The organism is Caloramator sp. ALD01 (genome assembly GCF_000472625.1).
Classification (GTDB): domain Bacteria; phylum Bacillota; class Clostridia; order Clostridiales; family Caloramatoraceae; genus Thermobrachium; species Thermobrachium proteoclasticum.
On the sequence record NZ_AXAA01000027.1, the window covers coordinates 12,773 to 31,832 of the forward strand.

Annotated in this window: 18 protein-coding genes and 3 tRNA genes; all 21 read right to left on the minus strand. The window is 31.3% G+C overall.

Features of this window, described 5'->3' with window-relative positions:
- Positions 1–41: 41 nt before the first annotated feature.
- A complete protein-coding gene (gene spoIIE / locus A3M9_RS0109710) occupies positions 42–2,417 on the minus strand; it encodes a stage II sporulation protein E (protein WP_027309056.1) in 2,376 nt (791 codons plus the stop codon).
- 266 nt (positions 2,418–2,683) lie between these two features.
- Positions 2,684–2,760, minus strand: a tRNA-Met gene (locus A3M9_RS0109715).
- A 4-nt stretch (positions 2,761–2,764) separates the two neighbouring features.
- Positions 2,765–2,841: transfer RNA gene (locus A3M9_RS0109720), tRNA-Met, on the minus strand.
- A gap of 7 nt (positions 2,842–2,848) precedes the next feature.
- Positions 2,849–2,938 (minus strand) — tRNA-Leu (locus tag A3M9_RS0109725).
- 219 nt (positions 2,939–3,157) lie between these two features.
- The gene (locus A3M9_RS0109730; RefSeq protein ID WP_027309057.1) at positions 3,158–3,559 is read right to left on the minus strand and encodes a S1 domain-containing RNA-binding protein; all 402 of its coding nucleotides are present in this window, start codon (positions 3,557–3,559) and stop codon (positions 3,158–3,160) included.
- Positions 3,560–3,627: 68 nt separating this feature from the next.
- Complete coding sequence (locus A3M9_RS0109735) at positions 3,628–3,906, minus strand: septum formation initiator family protein (protein WP_027309058.1); 279 nt, start codon at positions 3,904–3,906, stop codon at positions 3,628–3,630.
- 47 nt (positions 3,907–3,953) lie between these two features.
- Entirely contained in the window at positions 3,954–4,376 is a 423-nt protein-coding gene (gene yabQ, locus A3M9_RS15080; protein WP_051350691.1) for a spore cortex biosynthesis protein YabQ, read from the minus strand.
- Positions 4,377–4,392: 16 nt separating this feature from the next.
- Positions 4,393–4,677, minus strand: a complete 285-nt coding sequence (gene yabP / locus A3M9_RS0109745; RefSeq protein WP_027309059.1) for a sporulation protein YabP — start codon at positions 4,675–4,677, stop codon at positions 4,393–4,395.
- A gap of 457 nt (positions 4,678–5,134) precedes the next feature.
- Positions 5,135–5,392 carry an RNA-binding S4 domain-containing protein gene (locus A3M9_RS0109750; protein WP_027309060.1) on the minus strand — a complete coding sequence of 86 codons (258 nt, stop codon included), beginning with the start codon at positions 5,390–5,392 and terminating at the stop codon, positions 5,135–5,137.
- Between the two features lie 71 nt (positions 5,393–5,463).
- Positions 5,464–5,739: an HU family DNA-binding protein gene (locus A3M9_RS0109755; protein ID WP_027309061.1), complete on the minus strand. Its 276-nt coding sequence runs from the start codon at positions 5,737–5,739 to the stop codon at positions 5,464–5,466.
- A gap of 127 nt (positions 5,740–5,866) precedes the next feature.
- Positions 5,867–7,303 (minus strand): nucleoside triphosphate pyrophosphohydrolase, encoded by a 1,437-nt coding sequence (mazG, locus tag A3M9_RS0109760; protein WP_027309062.1) that lies wholly within the window; start codon positions 7,301–7,303, stop codon positions 5,867–5,869.
- Positions 7,304–7,307: 4 nt separating this feature from the next.
- A complete protein-coding gene (locus tag A3M9_RS0109765) occupies positions 7,308–8,852 on the minus strand; it encodes a polysaccharide biosynthesis protein (RefSeq protein ID WP_027309063.1) in 1,545 nt (514 codons plus the stop codon).
- Between the two features lie 59 nt (positions 8,853–8,911).
- A complete protein-coding gene (spoVT, locus tag A3M9_RS0109770; protein WP_027309064.1) occupies positions 8,912–9,466 on the minus strand; it encodes a stage V sporulation protein T in 555 nt (184 codons plus the stop codon).
- A gap of 129 nt (positions 9,467–9,595) precedes the next feature.
- Positions 9,596–9,748, minus strand: a complete 153-nt coding sequence (locus tag A3M9_RS14655) for a hypothetical protein (RefSeq protein ID WP_156897897.1) — start codon at positions 9,746–9,748, stop codon at positions 9,596–9,598.
- Between the two features lie 95 nt (positions 9,749–9,843).
- Complete coding sequence (locus A3M9_RS0109780; protein ID WP_027309065.1) at positions 9,844–10,842, minus strand: peptidylprolyl isomerase; 999 nt, start codon at positions 10,840–10,842, stop codon at positions 9,844–9,846.
- A 44-nt stretch (positions 10,843–10,886) separates the two neighbouring features.
- Positions 10,887–14,390, minus strand: a complete 3,504-nt coding sequence (gene mfd / locus A3M9_RS0109785) for a transcription-repair coupling factor (RefSeq protein ID WP_035166338.1) — start codon at positions 14,388–14,390, stop codon at positions 10,887–10,889.
- A gap of 11 nt (positions 14,391–14,401) precedes the next feature.
- Entirely contained in the window at positions 14,402–14,971 is a 570-nt protein-coding gene (gene pth, locus A3M9_RS0109790) for an aminoacyl-tRNA hydrolase (RefSeq protein ID WP_027309067.1), read from the minus strand.
- Positions 14,972–15,101: 130 nt separating this feature from the next.
- Positions 15,102–16,226: a S1C family serine protease gene (locus A3M9_RS0109795; protein WP_027309068.1), complete on the minus strand. Its 1,125-nt coding sequence runs from the start codon at positions 16,224–16,226 to the stop codon at positions 15,102–15,104.
- A gap of 74 nt (positions 16,227–16,300) precedes the next feature.
- Positions 16,301–17,707 (minus strand): HAMP domain-containing sensor histidine kinase, encoded by a 1,407-nt coding sequence (locus tag A3M9_RS0109800; protein ID WP_027309069.1) that lies wholly within the window; start codon positions 17,705–17,707, stop codon positions 16,301–16,303.
- A 4-nt stretch (positions 17,708–17,711) separates the two neighbouring features.
- On the minus strand, positions 17,712–18,395 hold the full coding sequence (locus tag A3M9_RS0109805) for a response regulator transcription factor (protein ID WP_027309070.1): 684 nt from the start codon (positions 18,393–18,395) through the stop codon (positions 17,712–17,714).
- Positions 18,396–18,589: 194 nt separating this feature from the next.
- A partial coding sequence (locus A3M9_RS0109810) for an RNA-guided endonuclease TnpB family protein (protein WP_027309071.1) occupies positions 18,590–19,060 on the minus strand: 471 nt, incomplete at its 5' end.

Sequence of the window (19,060 nt, forward strand, 5' to 3'; positions counted from 1 at the left end):
ATAAAATCTAAGTTCACGGCACCCAAAAATTCATTCTATAATTAACTAATCTTCCATATCTTTGACACAATTACAGTCATATCATCCTTTATATTATTGCCATAAAATTCTTTAGCTTTATTTAATAAATAATCCGCAACATCCTTTGGATTTCCACTATCAAACTCCTTAAGTGCCTTAATAATCCATTTTTCCTTTAGCTCATCATTGCAATCAACCATTCCATCACTTACCATAACAATCATATCACCACTTCTAAATTCAACTATGTGGCTTTCAATATCTATATCATCTAATATACCAACAGGAAGTGCAGAGCTCTTTATTACCTCAACCTCTCTTCCTGATTTTATAAAAGTTGGTGCTGCACCTATTTTAATAAATTCACCTATACCACTATACAAGTCAATAAGCCCCATATCAACAGTTGCAAAGCTTTCATCACAGGATCTCAAAACTAAAACCGAATTTATTGCCTTTATTGCTGTATTCCTTTCAAATCCCGCCTCCATAAGTTTTTCTAAAAGAGCAATAGTAGTGTTACTTTCCATATTAGCTGCCCTTCCACTTCCCATTCCATCACTTAATGCAATCATATATCGCCCTTCTCCTATATTGCCAAAATAATATGTATCACCAGAAACCTTTTCCTTTGAGGCTTTAGCAACTGCCGTAACTAAACTAAAGCTTTCAGCCTCTATTAGTCTAAACTGACACATAGTTTTATTTTCATCTATTCTACAACCCGAACCATCTACAACCATCTTCATACCAAGTGCCCTTGAAACTGCCCTTTCAAACTCCTTAACGCACAAGTTTTTTCCTCTACAAGGTTTTCTATAGAAGGTTATCTCATATTTTTCTCTACCATTTTTCAAAGCTACTATGTTATCAAACTCTAAACCAGCTTTATCAAGCTCAACAGCTATTTCCTCCTCAACATCATTTCTAAAAACAATAGAATTTGAGGTTTCTTTAACCATTGACTCAATGATGCTTGATATACCTTTAATTTGTTCTGATAAAATCATACGAGAGTTTATTAATTTTTTTCTCCATCTATTATTTAACCTCATTATCTCTAAAAGATGAATAGACTGCTTCATTATTTCTGTTGGTCTTATACATTTTCTTCTCATACTCTCTGGCATTTCCATTACTGATAACATACCCTTCTTTTCTATGAGTCTTAACATCTCAACAATGGAATCATATGTATAGTATAATTCTTTACCCCAACAAATACTCTTACAATCACAATTTGCACATACTCTATCTGCAATTTTTTCAACAAGGCTATTTATCTCCTGCTTTTTTGATAGTTCATTTTCTATGTTCTCCTGCAAGATTGACGATATATCATATAATGTACTTGACATAGAAGACAGCCTAATTTCCATAAGTCCTTTAACTTTTTCTATATATGACTTTTGAAGTTCTATTATCTTTTTATCTCCATCTAAAGAAGAAGTAAGTTTTTTAAATTTTTTTGTTGGCATTATCATAAAAATTGATGAAGCAATCATAGCCTCTAAAAAAACATTATTCAAAGTTATGCTGCCTAAACTATAAAAGGAAAGCATAGCTGTTGCAATAACAAACGAAACTGCAACTATAAATTTATTGTAATCCTTAAAAACACCAGCAATAAGTCCACTAAAACCAAATATTCCAAGGTTAACCGCCATAGATGGATCTGAAATACCAGAGACGACACCCATTGTAACTCCTACAGCTGCTCCCATACTTGCCCCTTCACTATACCCAAAACATATTACAACCAACATAGATATAACATTTTTTAAAGAAAAACCGTATATATTAATATCCCATAGCCCTGATACTACAAGTGATAGTGCAAGTATAAAACATATAATTTCTTCTTTTGAAAAGAGCTTCCTTGATTGTTTATTGAAATACAACGGAATACCATAACTAAAAATATATGCACTTGATACCATTATAAAGGATTCGAAAATAGATACTATTATGTCATAGGGTAATATATCTAAATTAACATAAAATCTAAACGCTATATTTACTAAGATATTTATAATAAATGCCAATATAGCAAACTTATATATCTTCTTATTTTCTGATAAAAAAGGAATAAAAATCATAAGTGCCAAGACTGTTACTACGTGAGAATAAGATAAATAATTTTGAAAAGAGAGTACATAGCCTAAAGCAACAAATATAGACACCAAAAATGTTTCAAACCTATTTAAGATAGAATATGCTGCCACTAAAAAAGCTACCCCAAAGGGCATAAGTGCCTTTAACATAACCACTCTACTTACTAATAGAGCACTTAAAAGCAATAGCAAATGCCTAAAAGAAAATAAATCAATACTTATTTTTTTACGAACCTTATTATCAGCAACTCTCCTATATGGTAGTATGTCATCTCTATACATAATAACCCCCCCAATTTCAAATTGTAGGGTTATTATACCAAATATATGCAGAAATGTTTGTCATTATTACAGATGTACTACAAAAAGTTTCCGACAGTTTATTTTAAAAAAAAATAATGTGAAAAAACATTCGACTCTTTTATTCAACAGATTTTGATTTAGAAATGAAAGATATGTTGATTTGTATTGTATTTGTCGACTTGTTCTTAGAATATGCTTGACTTTATACAAAAATAAAAACGAGTAGTTTAACTACTCGTTCTTTATGGTGGCGGCGAACGGATTCGAACCGCTGACACTTCGGGTATGAACCGAATGCTCTGGCCAACTGAGCTACGCCGCCATGTTGGTTGCGGGGGGAGGATTTGAACCTCCGACCTTCGGGTTATGAGCCCGACGAGCTACCTAGCTGCTCCACCCCGCGATGTTAGTGGTGCCGGAGACCGGGGTCGAACCGGTACGGTTTTATTCAAACCGCAGGATTTTAAGTCCTGTGCGTCTGCCTGTTCCGCCACTCCGGCATATTCATTTTTTCTTCATCGCCCTGCGACATTTATTATTATATATTATCTTTTTTATTATGTCAACAGTTTTTTTGTTTTTATTTTTTATTTTTTTATCGCCTCTGTCCTGCTGACTCTTTTTATTATACAGGTTTTTTTGTCTTTGTCAACACCTAAATCCCTATCCCCTAAAAAAAAATTTAAAGGTATTTTGCTTAAGCAAAATACCTTGTATATTTACCTTCTTGAATATCCGCCACTTCTTTTTGAATCTTGACTTTTCTTTAAGTCCTGGAATCTCTCCTCACTTTCCTTTAGGAATTTTGCAAGTCTTTCTTCAAAGGAAAGATTAGCAGCTCTTCTTTTTTCTGCATCCCAATCAATCTCTGCTGGTCTTAAGGATTTCTTAGGAAGTGCCTGCCTAATAGAAAGACTTATCTTTCCATTCTCATCAATTGCAATAACCTTTACCTTAACCTTGTCTTGTTCCTTAAGATGCTTTCTAATGTCCTTTACATAGGTGTCTGAAACCTCAGAAATGTGGACTAAACCTGTCTTTCCTGAAACTTCAACAAAAGCACCAAAATTTGTAATGTTCACAACTTTGCCCTCTAAAATGTTTCCTACTTGTAGGGTCATGACGAAAAAATTCCTCCTTAAATTTAATCATATCTTATATTATATAAAAATAAATTATGGACGTCAACTTAGTTATTCTTTTTATTCTTATCAATAAACAATATCTCACCAGGCTTTATTAACCTTAGTTTTTGCCTCGCAAGACGTTCTATATAATCAGCTCTTTCACTAATTTTCAACTCCTCTTTAAGCTCTAAGTTTTGAGTTTTAACTTTATTTAAAACCTCATTGTATGCTTTAATATCTTTGTTTAATCTAAATATTATAATTTGTTGCTTTACCATAACTAATCCAAAAAACAAAAATACCAAGATACGTAGTAATACTTTTTTCTTCTTTTTCTTCATAGCTATCCCCCACATTCTTTTTTCTTTTGTATTAATTCTTCAAAGACTTAATTTTTCCTTCTAAAATTTAATATTGAATATATTAGATTTTTAAGTAATAAAAAAATAAGCCTAAAGGGATACAAAATAATCCTAAATAAAATTCTCAACAATTTAATTATAACATAAAGTAATATATTTAAAACATTATATAAATATTTACTTATACACATACTATAAACCATATATCCAAACAATATGCCCAAAAAGGTATAATACCTCAAATTTAGATTATTAGTCTTTAACATAAAAATAAATGCAACTATGCTCATTAAAATCCAAAATAAAAAATCAGATATAGAGGATAGAATATTTCTTTTAAATTTATCCTGTCTTGATAATCTATATATATCATAAAAAATGCCTATTAAAAAACCAACAGCGACTGTAGAAACAAAATATTTTATTTGAACACCTATTGGCAAAGTCATTTAATCACCCATTAGCTTACTTAAAGAGCTTCTTAAATATACTTTCACTATTGTTAGATTGTTTGTTTAAATAATTAATACCTATAATCTCCCCCTCTATACACATATCCCCATTGTCCACATTTAACCTATTTATCTTCATATTTTTACCTTTAATTATCATCTGTCCCATAATTGTACTTAAATTAATCTGTTCTTCATTGAAGTTAATAACATTTACTACCCCAGTAATATCAAGCTTTTGTCTATTTATCATATTTAAGTTATGATTTTGATTTTTAACTATTTTATTATTTTCCATAATCATCCCTCCACCCTCATATAAATAATATTCACATACTAACAATAATATAACTCCAATTTATCAACACTAACCCACATAATTCCCACATTTTATCCACATACTTATCCACAGAATGTGGATAATGATTATTAATAAAAAAAGAGATAGAAATTTATTCTATCTCAGGCTGTTGAAAAAGTCATATATTGATTAGCCCCATGAAGGATTTCTTGGGCATTCGTTCATTTCGCCAAGCAATTCTAAGCTTTTCTTTGTTTGAAAAAGTCCTACCCTCGCGATGCCATCCTCCTGATGGCCGCTCGGCTCGGCACGTCCTGTGCCGAATTACGGACTTTTTTCAAAGCCGAAAAGCAAGAATTGCTAAAGCTCATGAAAGAGCCTAATAAAATCCTTTCATGGGGCTATTTCAGATTTTATTTAACAATTCGGTTTATCAACAATCTGAGATAGAAATTTATTCTATCTCTTCTCCTTGAAGTATTCTATACATATCTTTTGCTTCATCTTTAGTCACATGCTCTTTTTCTAATAAAACTTCTGCTTTAACGGTTTTAGCGGCATATTGTATTTCTATTATATCTCCAACCTTGACGTTTGTGCCTGGTTTGGCTACACGCCCATTTACTAATACTCTACCTGTATCGCAAACTTCCTTTGCAACTGTTCTTCTCTTTATTATTCTCGAAACCTTTAAAAATTTATCAAGTCTCATTTTATCATCCCTCTTATTATAATATATATACGTTATAAAAAAATCAGGTACGCGACCTGATTTTTTTATAATTACTTATTAACTTTATCCTTTAATTCTTTTCCTGCCTTAAATACAGGAACCTTTGATGCTGGGATAACTATTTCTTCTAAAGTCTTTGGATTTCTTCCCTTTCTTTCAGCTCTTTCTTTTACTTCGAAAGTTCCAAATCCAATTAGTTGAACCTTATCGTTCTTTGTAAGAGCTTCTTCAACACTTTCCATAAATGCCTTTAGAGCCTTTTCTGCATCCTTCTTTGTTAATCCACTCTTTTCTGCGATTGATGTAATTAAGTCTGCCTTATTCACAGTTTTTCCCTCCTTAGTTTATGCACATATTTAAATTATTTAAATAATATTAGCTAATTAAGTTATTCTTCATAAGTTTTAAAAATCCTTCTTTTAAAACTATATTTTTTATATAATTTCTTTAAATTTATGTATTTTTTGATTGATTCCAAATTTCATCCATCTCTTCTAATGTCATATCCTTTAAATTTTTACCCAATTTATCAGCCTTTTGTTCAATATACTCAAATCTTTTTATAAACTTTTCTACGGTTTTTGTCAAGGCTATCTCAGGATTGATATTGCAAAATCTTGCTACATTTACTACCGCAAACACTAAATCTCCTATCTCTTCCTCTATTTTATTATTATCTCCAATTTTTATTGCTTCTAATACCTCTAAATACTCTTCTTGTATTTTTTTTATTGCATCAGATACATCGTCCCAATCAAAACCAACTTCTTTAGCCTTTTCTTGTACTTTATAGCTTCGAATTAGACTTGGCATTGATTTTGGAATTCTTTTCATCTCCATTGTATAGCTGTCGATGTTCTTTTCCTTCTTCTTTATCTGTTGCCAATTGTCAAGCACATCATCAACAGAGTTTACTACATTCTCTGAAAATACGTGTGGGTGTCTTTTAATCATTTTTTGACATATACCATCAACTACATCATATATGTTAAATTCGCCAAATTCCTTTGCTATTTGGCTATGAAATACTATCTGTAAAAGTACGTCTCCAAGTTCTTCACAAAGTTCATCCATATCATCCTTGTCTATAGCATCAAGCACCTCATAGGCCTCTTCAAGTAAATATTTTTTTAGACTTTCGTGGGTTTGTTCTCTATCCCAAGGACAACCATCATCTCCTCTTAATCTTTCCATTATATCTAATAAATCATAAAAATCCTTTTTTCCATTCTCCTCAACCTTAGGTATATATACACTGGTTAGATAATCAATCCAACTGAGTCTATCCAACATATAAAGAGGAATTTTTTCTACTCTTTCAAGCCCCTCTACTCCAGCTGCTCTTATTACATATATTTCGTATTCATCATCATAATAATCCATAAGCTTTATTTTAAGCTCCGAAGCAACCAACCTACTATAAACCTGAGTAATTATATTGCCAACCCTTTTATCAGGTCTTTGTCTTTCAATGTCTAATGCGTCTATTATTTTTAAGCCATTAGCTGGATCAATTTTTAATGTATTTATTATTGCATCAATAAAGCTTAAGGCAGGTATAATCTCAACAGGTATATTTTTTTCCTGAGCATATTCTATTATCAACTGAACTGATCTTTCTGCCACCAATGGATGACCAGGAACTGCATAAACTACATCCTCAATGTCAACAATATCCCTTGCTATCTTTTTATATACCTCTTCAAAATCCTCACTCTCATCATAGTATTTATCAAATGTATCAAATTTTATACCCATCCTCTTAATTCCTTCTACATTTGGATGTTTTTCAGTTCTTAAATATAACTTTTTTGCATTTTTCATAAGGTTTAAACTTTTCATAGTTAAATCCTCAAAGGAACCAGGTCCTAAACCCACAATCGTAATCAATATATCACCTCTTTTTCTTTTGCAAATCTAATACATCCTTTAAGCTTATTGTCTTTGTAATAAATAGGAGAACAAAATATATAGCTGCACCACTTAATATAGAAAATATAGTTGATATATTTATACTTAAAGTATATTCATAAAATCTTGTATATGCAATAACAACTATGAAAATCATAGCAATTGAGCAAGCTATTGGTGATACAATACTTTTAAATAGGTTTATTCTTGTCTTTGTATATTTAAATACAAAATAGATATTAATAAAAGATATTAGAATGTACGAAATTAGAGTACCATAGGCAGCTCCTTTAATATTAATACTTGGAATAGAAATTAAACTAAAAGATATAAGCACCTTTACTATACTTCCAATTATCATTGATATTAAAGGTATAAATGTTTTTCCAATACCATTTATTATACTCGTAGCAACCTGAGAAAATATTATAAATATAACTGCAATAGATAGTATCTGAAGAAGTTCCCATCCATCATCCATACCCTGAAATACAAAATAAAATATTGGTCGTGCTAAAGTATACAAACCTGCTGCACAAGGAAATGCTAAAATTGAAGCCAGCTTAAAACACATCTCCATATTCCTCTTAAGCAATTTTTTGTTATTTATAGTATATACCTCTGAAATAGCTGGAACTGTACTCTGAGATAGAGCTGTTGCCATAGTAAGTGGTACATTTATTAACACAAATGCCTTTCCTGTTAACTGTCCATAAAGTGCAGTAGCTATACTTTCTGTATAACCAGACATCTTCAATAATTTAGGAACTGTGAGCGAATCAATCAACGACATTATAGAGCCTAATGCGTGTGCTAATGATATTGGAATTGCTAACAATATAAGTTCTTTAATTATACTTCTATAGGGTGTAAAAGTATTATTAGCATATTTATATGTTTTCCCATACTTTTTATACAATAGCATTAAAAAGATTAATGAAATAAAGGCTCCAAAGGTAGCCCCAAAAGCTGCTCCTCCTGCTGCTGCTCCTATCCCATAGGGTAATAAAAAGTAAGTCAAACCTACACCTACAACTACCCTACCTATCTGTTCTATTATCTGAGATACTGCAGATGGGTTCATATTCTGAAAACCTTGAAAATAACCCCTATAAACAGACAAAAGACAAGTAAATAATGGAGCAAAGGAAATACCTAAAATAGAATAATAGGCATCTTTACTCCAGGAAAAATAATTTATTAAATCATTAGCAAAAACAATCAATAGTAGTGTAGATACTGTACCAATTACAAACATAACAAACATCGATGCTCTATAAATTCTTCTACAATCCTCGTATTTTGATAAAGCTGCTCTCTGTGATACCATTTTGGATATAGCAACAGGTATTCCTGCAGAAAGTCCAAGTAAAAACGTATAAATTGGGTATGTAAGTTGATAAAGACCTATCCCCTCTTCACCTATCATATAAATTATTGGTAATCTAAAAAAAAGCCCTAAAAACTTTGCAATAAATCCTGAAATAATTAGAATCAGAGTACCTTTAATAATGTTTTTTTTGGTCATAAAAAACCTCCTAATTCCTTCTCTTAATAAAATATTAGAATTAGGAGGTATGTATTCCATTATTGCTCCATTTGTTTTCCTAAAAATGTTGAAGCTGTTTCTGCTAACTTTCTTTCTAATTCACCAAAGGTTACATTGGGTTCCTTTGACATAATTACAACTGCACCTACTGCATCGCCCTCAGCAATTATTGGTGCAATAATTTGTGCCTTATATTCCATTTTTTCTTCCTCTTCAGGAATTATAGGAACTGCATTTCCTTCCTTTCCTGTAAAAACAAAAATCTTTCTTTCTTCGAATACTTTTTCAAGCTCATCGCTTACCCTCTTATCAAGATATTCCTTCTTTGCGGTACCAGCTACAGCAACGACACTATCCCTATCACAAATTATTACAGGATGACCAATAGACTGATGAAGTGCCTCTGCATATTCCTTAGCAAAATCACTTAGTTCATTTATAGGAGAATATTTTTTTAAGATTATTCCTCCTTCTCTGTCTGTAAATATTTCAAGTGGATCTCCTTCACGTATTCTCAAGGTTCTTCTTATTTCCTTTGGTATTACTACTCTTCCTAAATCATCAATCCTACGAACTATTCCTGTAGCCTTCAAACAAATCCCTCCTTTTTATATGCTCTTATTAATAATCTCTACAAAAAAATAAAAATTATACCTTAAAATTAGTAAATAAATAAATAAATTAACAAAAAATATAAAAGAGAGGTCAAAATTTTCCTCTCTTTATTTTGTATTGGTTATCATACATTTTTTGCATTGCATTTCTCCACCCGAAGCTCTATTTCTGTATCCACAATACCTACAGTCTATCCTCATATAACGCTGTGGGCTTCTATCTATATCTCTATAGTTAATTTCATCATTGCGTGGTTTCATACACATACCTCCATAATCTATATAGTATAATTATACATTATTTTAATTTTTTATTCAACTCTAAAATAAAAAAGATAGGGAAATTCCCTATCCTTTTATAATCTTTCTTCATATATCTTTATCTTAGCCTTATCCTTTAACTTTTTAAGCTCATCTTGGAAAGCTTGTGCCTTTTTATCATCTAATAATTTCTTTTCTATTTCAGCCTTTACTTTTTCAAGAGGCAGTTGTTTATATTCCTCTTTTTTATTAATTTTTATTATATGGTATCCAAACTGAGTTTTAACTGGTGCACTTATTTTTCCCTCTGGTAGTGCAATAGCATTTGTCATAAAGTCTTTATCATAGTTTTTATCATTATAGTATATATCGCCTAAATTACCACCCTTATCCTTTGAACCTGGGTCTTGGCTATACTTCTTTGCTAAATCTTCAAATTTTGCTCCAGCATCTAATTCTGCCTTTACCTTTTTTGCCTCTTCCTCTGTTTTAACTAATATATGGGATACATTCATTTTATTTGGTTTCTCTGTATAATCGTATATATTTTCGTTGTAGTATTTCTTTATATCATCATCAGTTACCTTTACATCCTTTGCTATATGGTCATATAGCTTATCTATTATTATTCCACTTCTTAAATAACCCTTATAATCCTCTAATGTAATTTTTAAATTCTTTAGAGTCTCATTAAACTTATCCTCTCCACCTAAGCTCTTTTTGCCCTCTTCTATCTTTTTGTTTATTTCATCCTGTAGAGTTTTTTCATCAGGTACAACCTTAAGCTCTTCTGCTCTCTTTACAAGTAGAACTTCATTTATCATATTATCTATTAAATTATTCTTTATTTGATTTACATAAGCTTCATTTTCCTTCTTCTCAAAAAAATCCTTTCCATATAGGTTTTCCATTCTTGCCTTTTCAGTTTCAAATCTCTTTAAAAATTCCCCCCTTGTTATTGTATGTCCATTTACCTTTGCAACAGCCTCCTTCATCTTCCCCTCTTCAGTCTTTGTTATAAGCTCACAAGATGCTAAACTTAATAATAAAGTGGCTGATAATGCTAATGCCATTACTTTTTTAGCTATTTTCACCTTCATCCTCTCCCTTTTTTAAAATCAATATCTATTATACAACATCATTTTTCATTATGCAAATTTTTCAATTCCTCCAATAAATCCTTAATTATATACAATATTTGGTTGTTAGAGAATTTATTCAATCTAATCTTTAATATAGGTTCCTTTAAACTTCCATAGGATACAATATTATTAAATTTAGAATTTAATTGCTTTATTTTCTCATAATCTATGTATCCTATATCTTTAAAATGCAGGAAAATATCCTTTTGAACCTGTTTTATACTTACAATCTTGAGTTTTTGAGCAATAGATTTTATGTAGGAAATCATTATTAAATTTTCAACAGGCTTTGGTATGTCAGAAAATCTATCCACAAGTTCGTCCTCAACATCCTGCTTATCCTCAATTGAAGATATTGCAGCAATCTTTTTATAAACCTCTATTTTAACCCTTCCATCTTTTATATAATCATCAGGTATATGTGCATTAACTAAAATATCTATACTTGTCTCAACCTCTTCTGTAAATTCTCCTTTAACCTCCTTAACTGCCTCCTCAAGAAGCTTACAATACAAATCATATCCAACCGCCATCATATGTCCGTGTTGCCTTGTTCCTAATAAATTACCTGCTCCTCTTATCTCTAAATCCCTCATTGCAATTTTAAATCCTGAACCAAACTCAGTAAACTCCTTAATAGCCTTTAATCTTTTTTCTGCAACTTCTGTTAAAATCTTATCTTTTCTATAGGTAAAATATGCATAGGCAAGTCTATTTGATCTTCCAACTCTACCCCTTAATTGATAAAGTTGAGACAAACCCATCCTATCGGCATCATATACTATAAGGGTATTTACATTCGGCATATCAATCCCTGTTTCTATTATTGTAGTACACAAAAGTATGTCTGCTTCACCTGATACAAAATCAAGTATAACCTGTTCTAATTCATCTTCATCCATCTGTCCGTGTGCTATAAGTACCCTTGCTCCATCTACTAACCTCTGCAGATAAGCCTGCATTTCCTTTATTTTATCAACTCTATTATATACAAAAAATACTTGTCCTCCCCTTGATATCTCTCTCAAAATTGCATCACGTATTATAAACTCATTATATTCTAATACATATGTCTGAACAGGGTATCTTTCCTCTGGTGGAGTTTCTATTACACTAATATCCCTAACACCAATTAAGGACATATGTAAAGTTCTTGGAATTGGAGTTGCAGTTAAAGTTAATACATCTATGTTCTTCTTCAAAAGTTTTATTTTCTCTTTATGAGAAACCCCAAATCGTTGTTCTTCATCCACAATAAGGAGTCCTAAATCCTTAAACTTTACATCCTTTTGAAGAAGTCTATGGGTTCCTATAATAATATCTACATTCCCTACCGAAAGTTCCTTTAAGGTTCTCCTTTGTTCCTCCTTTGACCTAAATCTACTTATCATATCTATGTTAACTGGAAAATCAGAAAACCTTTGTTTGAAATTGTTATAATGCTGCTGTGCAAGTATTGTAGTTGGCACAAGAACTGCTACCTGTTTACCATCCATAACAGCTTTAAAGGCTGCACGCATAGCAACCTCTGTCTTCCCATATCCAACATCTCCACATAAAAGCCTATCCATAGGCTTTTTGCTCTCCATATCCCTCTTTATTTCCTCAATTGCTATAAGCTGATCTTCTGTTTCGTTATATGGAAATTCATCTTCAAACTGTTTTTGCCAAGGTGTATCCTTTGAAAAGGCATAACCTTCTATAGAGTTTCTGACAGCATATAAAGCAACAAGTTCCTGTGCAACCTCCCTTAAGGATTCCTTTACCTTTTTCTTAGTCTTTGCCCATTCTGATGTACCAAGTTTATTTATTTTAGGTGGATTATCATCTCCGCCTATATACTTTTGCACTAAATCTAACTGTTCAACAGGAACATATAATGTATCTTCCCCTTGATATTTAAGAACCAAATAATCTCTTTTTATTCCCTCAATAACAAGTTCCTTAATTCCTGAGAATACACCTATACCGTGATTTGCGTGAACAACATAATCCCCGATCTTTAAATCAGTAAAACTCTCTATTTTTCTTGACTTCTTATTAAATTGCTTTTTTCTTTCTTTGTTTGTCTTATATACTTCCCTCTCCGATAATATAGTAAGTCTGCATTCAAAAAACTCAATTCCATTTTTTATACTACCATAGGTAACATATACCTTTCTTGGAATTAAACCCTTTACTTCTTCAACATATTCTGCTTCTATTCCTTCATCCTTTAATCCCTTTGTAAGCCTTTCAGCCTTTGCCCTTGTTCCTGCAAATATTAAAACATAATAATTCTTTTGAATTCTATTTTTTAATTCATCTATAAAATACTCTAAATTAACTGATGTTATGTTGCTAACTACAGCATTAAAATTCACAACAGCTCGTACATTTATATCCTGAACACTTCTTGGGAGCATATTAAAACCTATACATCTTTTCTTATTAACTACATCTAATAAATACTCTGCACTATAAACCCAGTTTGCCTGTATAGGTAATACCTCTCCCTTTTCCATCATAGATTTGAAAATTTCTCTAAACTCTTCTTCAAAGGATTTTATTCTTGTTATAAGTCTTGCTGTTTCATCTAAAAGTACTGTTGGATTATTAAAATAATCTAAGAAGTTTTCCGCTTCTTCATATATTGTAGTTATAAAACTTTCAATTCCTTCAAAATACCTAAAATTAGTTATCCCTTCTTTAATAGAATTATACTTTTGCTTTAGTCTATCCTGTACATCTTTATTCTTTTTATAATTTTTATATATTTTTTCGTATTCTACGTCTATTGCATTTGTTATTTTATTAACATCTCCACTTCTAATTATAATCTCTCTTGCAGGAAGTACTGTGATAAATTCTTCATAATCAAGACTTCTTTGAGTTTCTATATCAAATTTTCTAATTGTGTCTATTTCATCATCAAAAAACTCAATTCTATAGGGAACCTCTTCATTTAAAGGAAATATATCAATTATTCCTCCTCTTTGTACAAACTGGCCAGGCCCCTCTACAACCTCAACCCTTTCATAGCCTAAATCATACAGATTTTTAGTTAAATCTAAAGGTTCTACTATATCTCCCTTTTTTAATATTAATTTGCTATTTTTTATTATCTCCTTTGGTGTCATCTTATAAAAAATAGAGTCTATAGAAGTTACAACTATTAAATCCTCACCTTCTAAAATCCTAAAAATAGTCCTTATTCTCTCCTGCTTTATCCCTGATGACGTAACATCTACATTAATTGCACTTTCCTTTGAAGGAAAATAAGCAACCTTATCTGTAAAGGTACTTAAATCCTCATATATCTTCCTTGCCTCTATCTCATTATGTGCTATATATAAGAAGTGTCCTTTTATATCCTCAAAAAGACAAAAGGACACAAAGGCCTTCTGAGTCTCAGAAAGGCCATAGGTCTGACATATAAAATTTTCTTCCTTTATGTTTTTTAAAAGTTGCCTATAGCTATCTTCTGATTCAAATACCCTTTTTATCCCCTCAAACCTCAAAAAAACACCCCCTATTTTATAACACAATATCCATTAAACTTATTCATTGCACTTTGTACTCCATTTTTAATTATCTCCAAAACGGCTTCAGATGATACCTTTATAACTTCATCCATTATCTTTCTTTCATCAGCTGTAAACTTTCCAAGAACGTGAGAAACCAAATCACCCTTAGGAGCCCCTACACCAACCCTTACTCTACTAAACTTATCACTGGATAGCTGATAAATTATATTCTTTATTCCATTATGCCCACCATCACTACCAGATGGTCTAATTCTAATCCTTCCCACATCAATTGCTATATCATCGTATACCACTATTATATCTTTACCATCAATTTTATAAAAATCCTTTGCTTCCCTCACACTTTCTCCGCTTAAGTTCATAAATGTAGAAGGTTTTAATAATAAAACCTTTTCACCTTCATAGACAAACTCTCCAAGAAGCCCTTTAAATTTAATCTTATTTACATTCGCTCCTACCTTATCAGCAATATAATCTATTACATCAAACCCTATATTATGTCTTGTGTTTTCATATTCCCTTCCTGGATTTCCAAGCCCAACTACAAGTTTCATCTCTTTCCTCCTTAAAAGCAATAAATATTTTCTGTGCTTTATTATACCATAATGTTGAAAAATGTGTTAGCAAGTACATAACACAAAAATAAAGTGCCTGTTAAAAGGCACTTTATCAAGATTTATTATACTATTTTGTTTTTTCACCTAACTTTATCTTTACATCTATATACTTACCATCTCTCCAAATTCTTGCTGATACTATATCCCCAACTTTATGTTTCTCTAAGACATCTGACAAATCTTCCATTCTCTTTATATCTACTCCGTCGAAGTTTACTATAATGTCACCTGGTCTTATTCCAGCTTCTTCTGCTCCACTTCCTCTTTCAACACCTCTTATATTAACCCCTACTGGAACATTATATTCATCTGCAATCTCTTCATCTATAAACTCATAATATATACCAATAAAAGGTCTTGAAACATATCCATTTTTCATAAGTGATTCTATTATTGGTTTTGCTTCATTTATTGAAATTGCAAATCCCATTCCCTCTGCACTGCTAATCTTTAAACTATTTATACCAATTACTTCACCTGCTTCATTACAAAGGGCTCCTCCACTATTACCTGGATTTATAGAGGCATCTGTTTGAATAACTTTATAGGTTCTTCCATCCACAGTCATTTTTCTATTTACAGCACTTATAACTCCAGCAGTAACTGAACCTGAGAACTCTTCTCCTAATGGATTACCTATCGCAACTGCTATATCTCCCACTCTTACCTTAGAACTATCTCCAAACTTTGCAACAGGTAAATTTTGTGCCTCTATCTTTAAAACAGCAAGGTCAGTTCTATAATCAGCACCTATAACTCTTGCTGGAAGTTTTTTACCTCCTGCGAGGGTAACATATACTTCACTTGCTCCATCTATAACGTGCTGGTTTGTTACTATATATCCAGACTTATCAAATATTATTCCTGAACCAGTTCCCTGCTTTACTGTCCTGCCTGTAAAGGTTGTAACATTGTTGGTTATTCCAACAACCGCAGGTCCTACAACCTCTGCCACTTTTGTTATTGAGTTTTTTGGTATATTAGTTACTATTTCTTGTTTTGTATTAAGTTGATTGTTCAAAAGTGGTGCCTCAGTATAGTTTTTCTTTACATAGTATCCCCCAATAATTCCTCCAATACCTGCTGAAAAGAATACTATAAAAATAAGAGCTAAAAACCTCAATATTTTCTTTGATCTTTTTTCTTCAACAAATTTGACTCCACTTTGCCAAGAACCATTATTATAATCCATAACCACACCTCCTAACTTGATTATACTTCCAAGATTTAAACAAAATATGAATAAAAATTGAAAAAATATATAAATTAAACCAAACTTAATGTAAATGAAAATCTTGTACCAAAATCACCAGATTCAACCCATATTGTCTCTCCGTGTTGATTGATTATCTGCCTTACTATGGATAATCCAAGTCCAGTTCCTCCACCCTTAGATCTTGCTTTATCAACCTTATGGAATCTGTCCCATATATATTTAATTTCTTCCTTTGGAATTGCAGGTCCATTATTATATATGTGAACAATAACCTTTCTTTCTTTTATCTCTGTTTTTATTTCTATTAACCCATTATCTGGAACAAACTTTATGGCATTATCTATTAAATTGGTTAATACTTGATCTATTCTATCCCTATCTCCCTTTACTTTTAGCTTCTTTTCTATAAGCTTTACATTAACTTCAATGCCACGCTTATTTATTTTATCCTCAAACTTTATAACCCTTTGTCTTATAAGTTCATTTAAATCAAATACACCTATGTTAATGGAGAACTCTCCCGACTCAAGTCTTGCTAAATCTAAAATATCGTTTATAAGTCTCATAAGCCTTTTAATTTCATCGTGTACTATATTTAAATAATAAATCCATTTTTCTTTAGGAATTGTTCCATCAATTATGCCTGTAATGAAACCATTAATTGAAGTCATAGGAGACCTAAGCTCGTGAGATATGTTGGCAATAAAGCTTCTTCTCATATCTTCTAAGCTCTGAAGAGAATCTGCCATATAATTAAATGAATGTGCTAAATCCCCAATTTCATCATCTGATTCTAAGTCCACTCTTTTATCAAATTCTCCCTTTGCTATACTCTTTGCAGTACTATTTATTTTATTTAAAGGTCTTATAAGTATCTTCTCAGAAAAATAATATATAATTATAGCTGAAATAAACATTGCAAAAAATGCAGCCATCCATATAACAAAATAAACTGTTTTTAATGTATTTTTTACCTCATATAAGGGTGAATGCAAAAAAACCGCACTTTGAACTTGGTCTGCTACTACTATAGGCATACCAACCATAAGCATAGGCTTTGAAAATATCTGCTTAAATCCCCCACTCTTTATAACCACATTTCCAGATAATACTTCTTGTATTTCATTATCTGTAATTTGTTTTCCCATAAAATCCTTCATTTCATTTGAAGAATAGGCATAAATAAAACCATATTTATCGACGATTAGTATTCTTGTATTACTCATTTCATCCATAAGTCTAATCTGCGTAATCATCTTATCCTTTGAAATTTTTCTTGTTAAATAGTCATTAATGGTTTTATTTATAATGTATCCTTGATTAATTAAAGAATTTGTTTTTTGGTTATAGTAATATTTATAAAACCAATAGGATAAAAAAACAGCAACAAGGCTGTAAGAAATAAGAAGTATTACAAGATATGCTGAAATCAATTTAGTAAATAAACTTTTTTTCATAATATCATTTCACCTCAAATTTATATCCAACGCCCCATACAGTTTTGATCTGCCATTCTTCATTTTCTAATAACTTTTCTCTAACCCTTTTAACGTGGACATCTACTGTTCTTGAATCTCCTGGATAGTCATATCCCCATACTTCATATAAAAGTTGGTCTCTTGTAAAAACTTTGTTAGGATTAGATGCTAAAAAATACAATAGTTCAAATTCCTTTGGAGGCATTTCGATTTTATTGCCTTTATACATAACTATATAAGAATCTGGATCAATTACTAAATCAGTATATTCTATAACTCTTTTTTGGCTTAGAGGTTTATATCTTCTTAAGACAGCTCTTATTCTTGCAACAAGTTCTTTTGGTTCAAAGGGCTTAACCATATAATCGTCTGCACCAAGCTCAAGACCTAAAACCTTGTCAAAGGTTTCTCCCTTTGCAGTTAACATTATAACTGGAATTTGAGATTCCCTTCTTATCTCCTTTAAAACTGAATATCCATCCATCTTTGGCATCATTATGTCAAGAAGAATTAAATCTATCTGCTTTTCCTTAAAAAGCTTAAGTGCTGTTTCTCCATCATTTGCTTTGTATACCTTGTATCCCTCTTTCATTAAATATACTTCTATCAATTCGCATATATTAACATCATCATCAACAACTAATATTTTTGACTCTACCATATTCATCCCTCCATTTATAATCTTATTAATATTTTCGCATCTTTGTTTATTATTTACAAGACTATAGAGTATTATATAAAGTAAATTTACACATTATGTGAACTACCTCCACTTATAGAAGTGGTGGCTTCGTGGTCAATACTCCCAGCGGAGCAAGTTACCCCACGCTCAAAGGGCTGTTCCTTCCCCAAATATACCATTTACATGGCTAATTTTAGCAAATTCTTACTTGCATTTATATCTCTATCATGAACTGCACCACACTTTGGACATTTCCATTCTCTCAATGCTAAATTCTTTACATCAGAATTTTTATATCCACATTCACTGCATATTTGACTTGATGCATAATTTTGTGGTGCTATTATTATTTCTCTGCCATACCATTTTGCCTTGTATTCTAACATCCTTCTAAATTCTGCCCATGATGCTTCTGTTATTGCTTTTNCTAATTTATGATTTTGTTGCATATTCTTTACCTTCAAGTCCTCTAAAACTATCACTTGGTTTTCGTTTATAATTTTAGAAGATAATTTGTGAAGAAAATCTTTCCTTTGATTTGATATTTTTTCGTGGAGTTTAGCAAGCTTTTGTCTTGTTCTTTCATAGTTTTTACTTTGCTTTTGCTTTCTTGATAATGATTTTTGTATAATTTTAATTCTTTTTTCTGT

What these genes read in the sequence shown, in the direction of transcription:
- spoIIE (WP_027309056.1), bottom strand. Translation starts at nt 2,417, where the DNA reads ATGTATAGAGATGACATACTACCATATAGGAGAGTTGCTGATAATAAG.
- A3M9_RS0109730 (WP_027309057.1), bottom strand. Translation starts at nt 3,559, where the DNA reads ATGACCCTACAAGTAGGAAACATTTTAGAGGGCAAAGTTGTGAACATT.
- A3M9_RS0109735 (WP_027309058.1), bottom strand. Translation starts at nt 3,906, where the DNA reads ATGAAGAAAAAGAAGAAAAAAGTATTACTACGTATCTTGGTATTTTTG.
- yabQ (WP_051350691.1), bottom strand. Translation starts at nt 4,376, where the DNA reads ATGACTTTGCCAATAGGTGTTCAAATAAAATATTTTGTTTCTACAGTC.
- yabP (WP_027309059.1), bottom strand. Translation starts at nt 4,677, where the DNA reads ATGGAAAATAATAAAATAGTTAAAAATCAAAATCATAACTTAAATATG.
- A3M9_RS0109750 (WP_027309060.1), bottom strand. Translation starts at nt 5,392, where the DNA reads ATGAGACTTGATAAATTTTTAAAGGTTTCGAGAATAATAAAGAGAAGA.
- A3M9_RS0109765 (WP_027309063.1), bottom strand. Translation starts at nt 8,852, where the DNA reads ATGACCAAAAAAAACATTATTAAAGGTACTCTGATTCTAATTATTTCA.
- A3M9_RS14655 (WP_156897897.1), bottom strand. Translation starts at nt 9,748, where the DNA reads ATGAAACCACGCAATGATGAAATTAACTATAGAGATATAGATAGAAGC.
- pth (WP_027309067.1), bottom strand. Translation starts at nt 14,971, where the DNA reads ATGAAACTTGTAGTTGGGCTTGGAAATCCAGGAAGGGAATATGAAAAC.
- A3M9_RS0109795 (WP_027309068.1), bottom strand. Translation starts at nt 16,226, where the DNA reads ATGGATTATAATAATGGTTCTTGGCAAAGTGGAGTCAAATTTGTTGAA.
- A3M9_RS0109800 (WP_027309069.1), bottom strand. Translation starts at nt 17,707, where the DNA reads ATGAAAAAAAGTTTATTTACTAAATTGATTTCAGCATATCTTGTAATA.
- A3M9_RS0109805 (WP_027309070.1), bottom strand. Translation starts at nt 18,395, where the DNA reads ATGAATATGGTAGAGTCAAAAATATTAGTTGTTGATGATGATGTTAAT.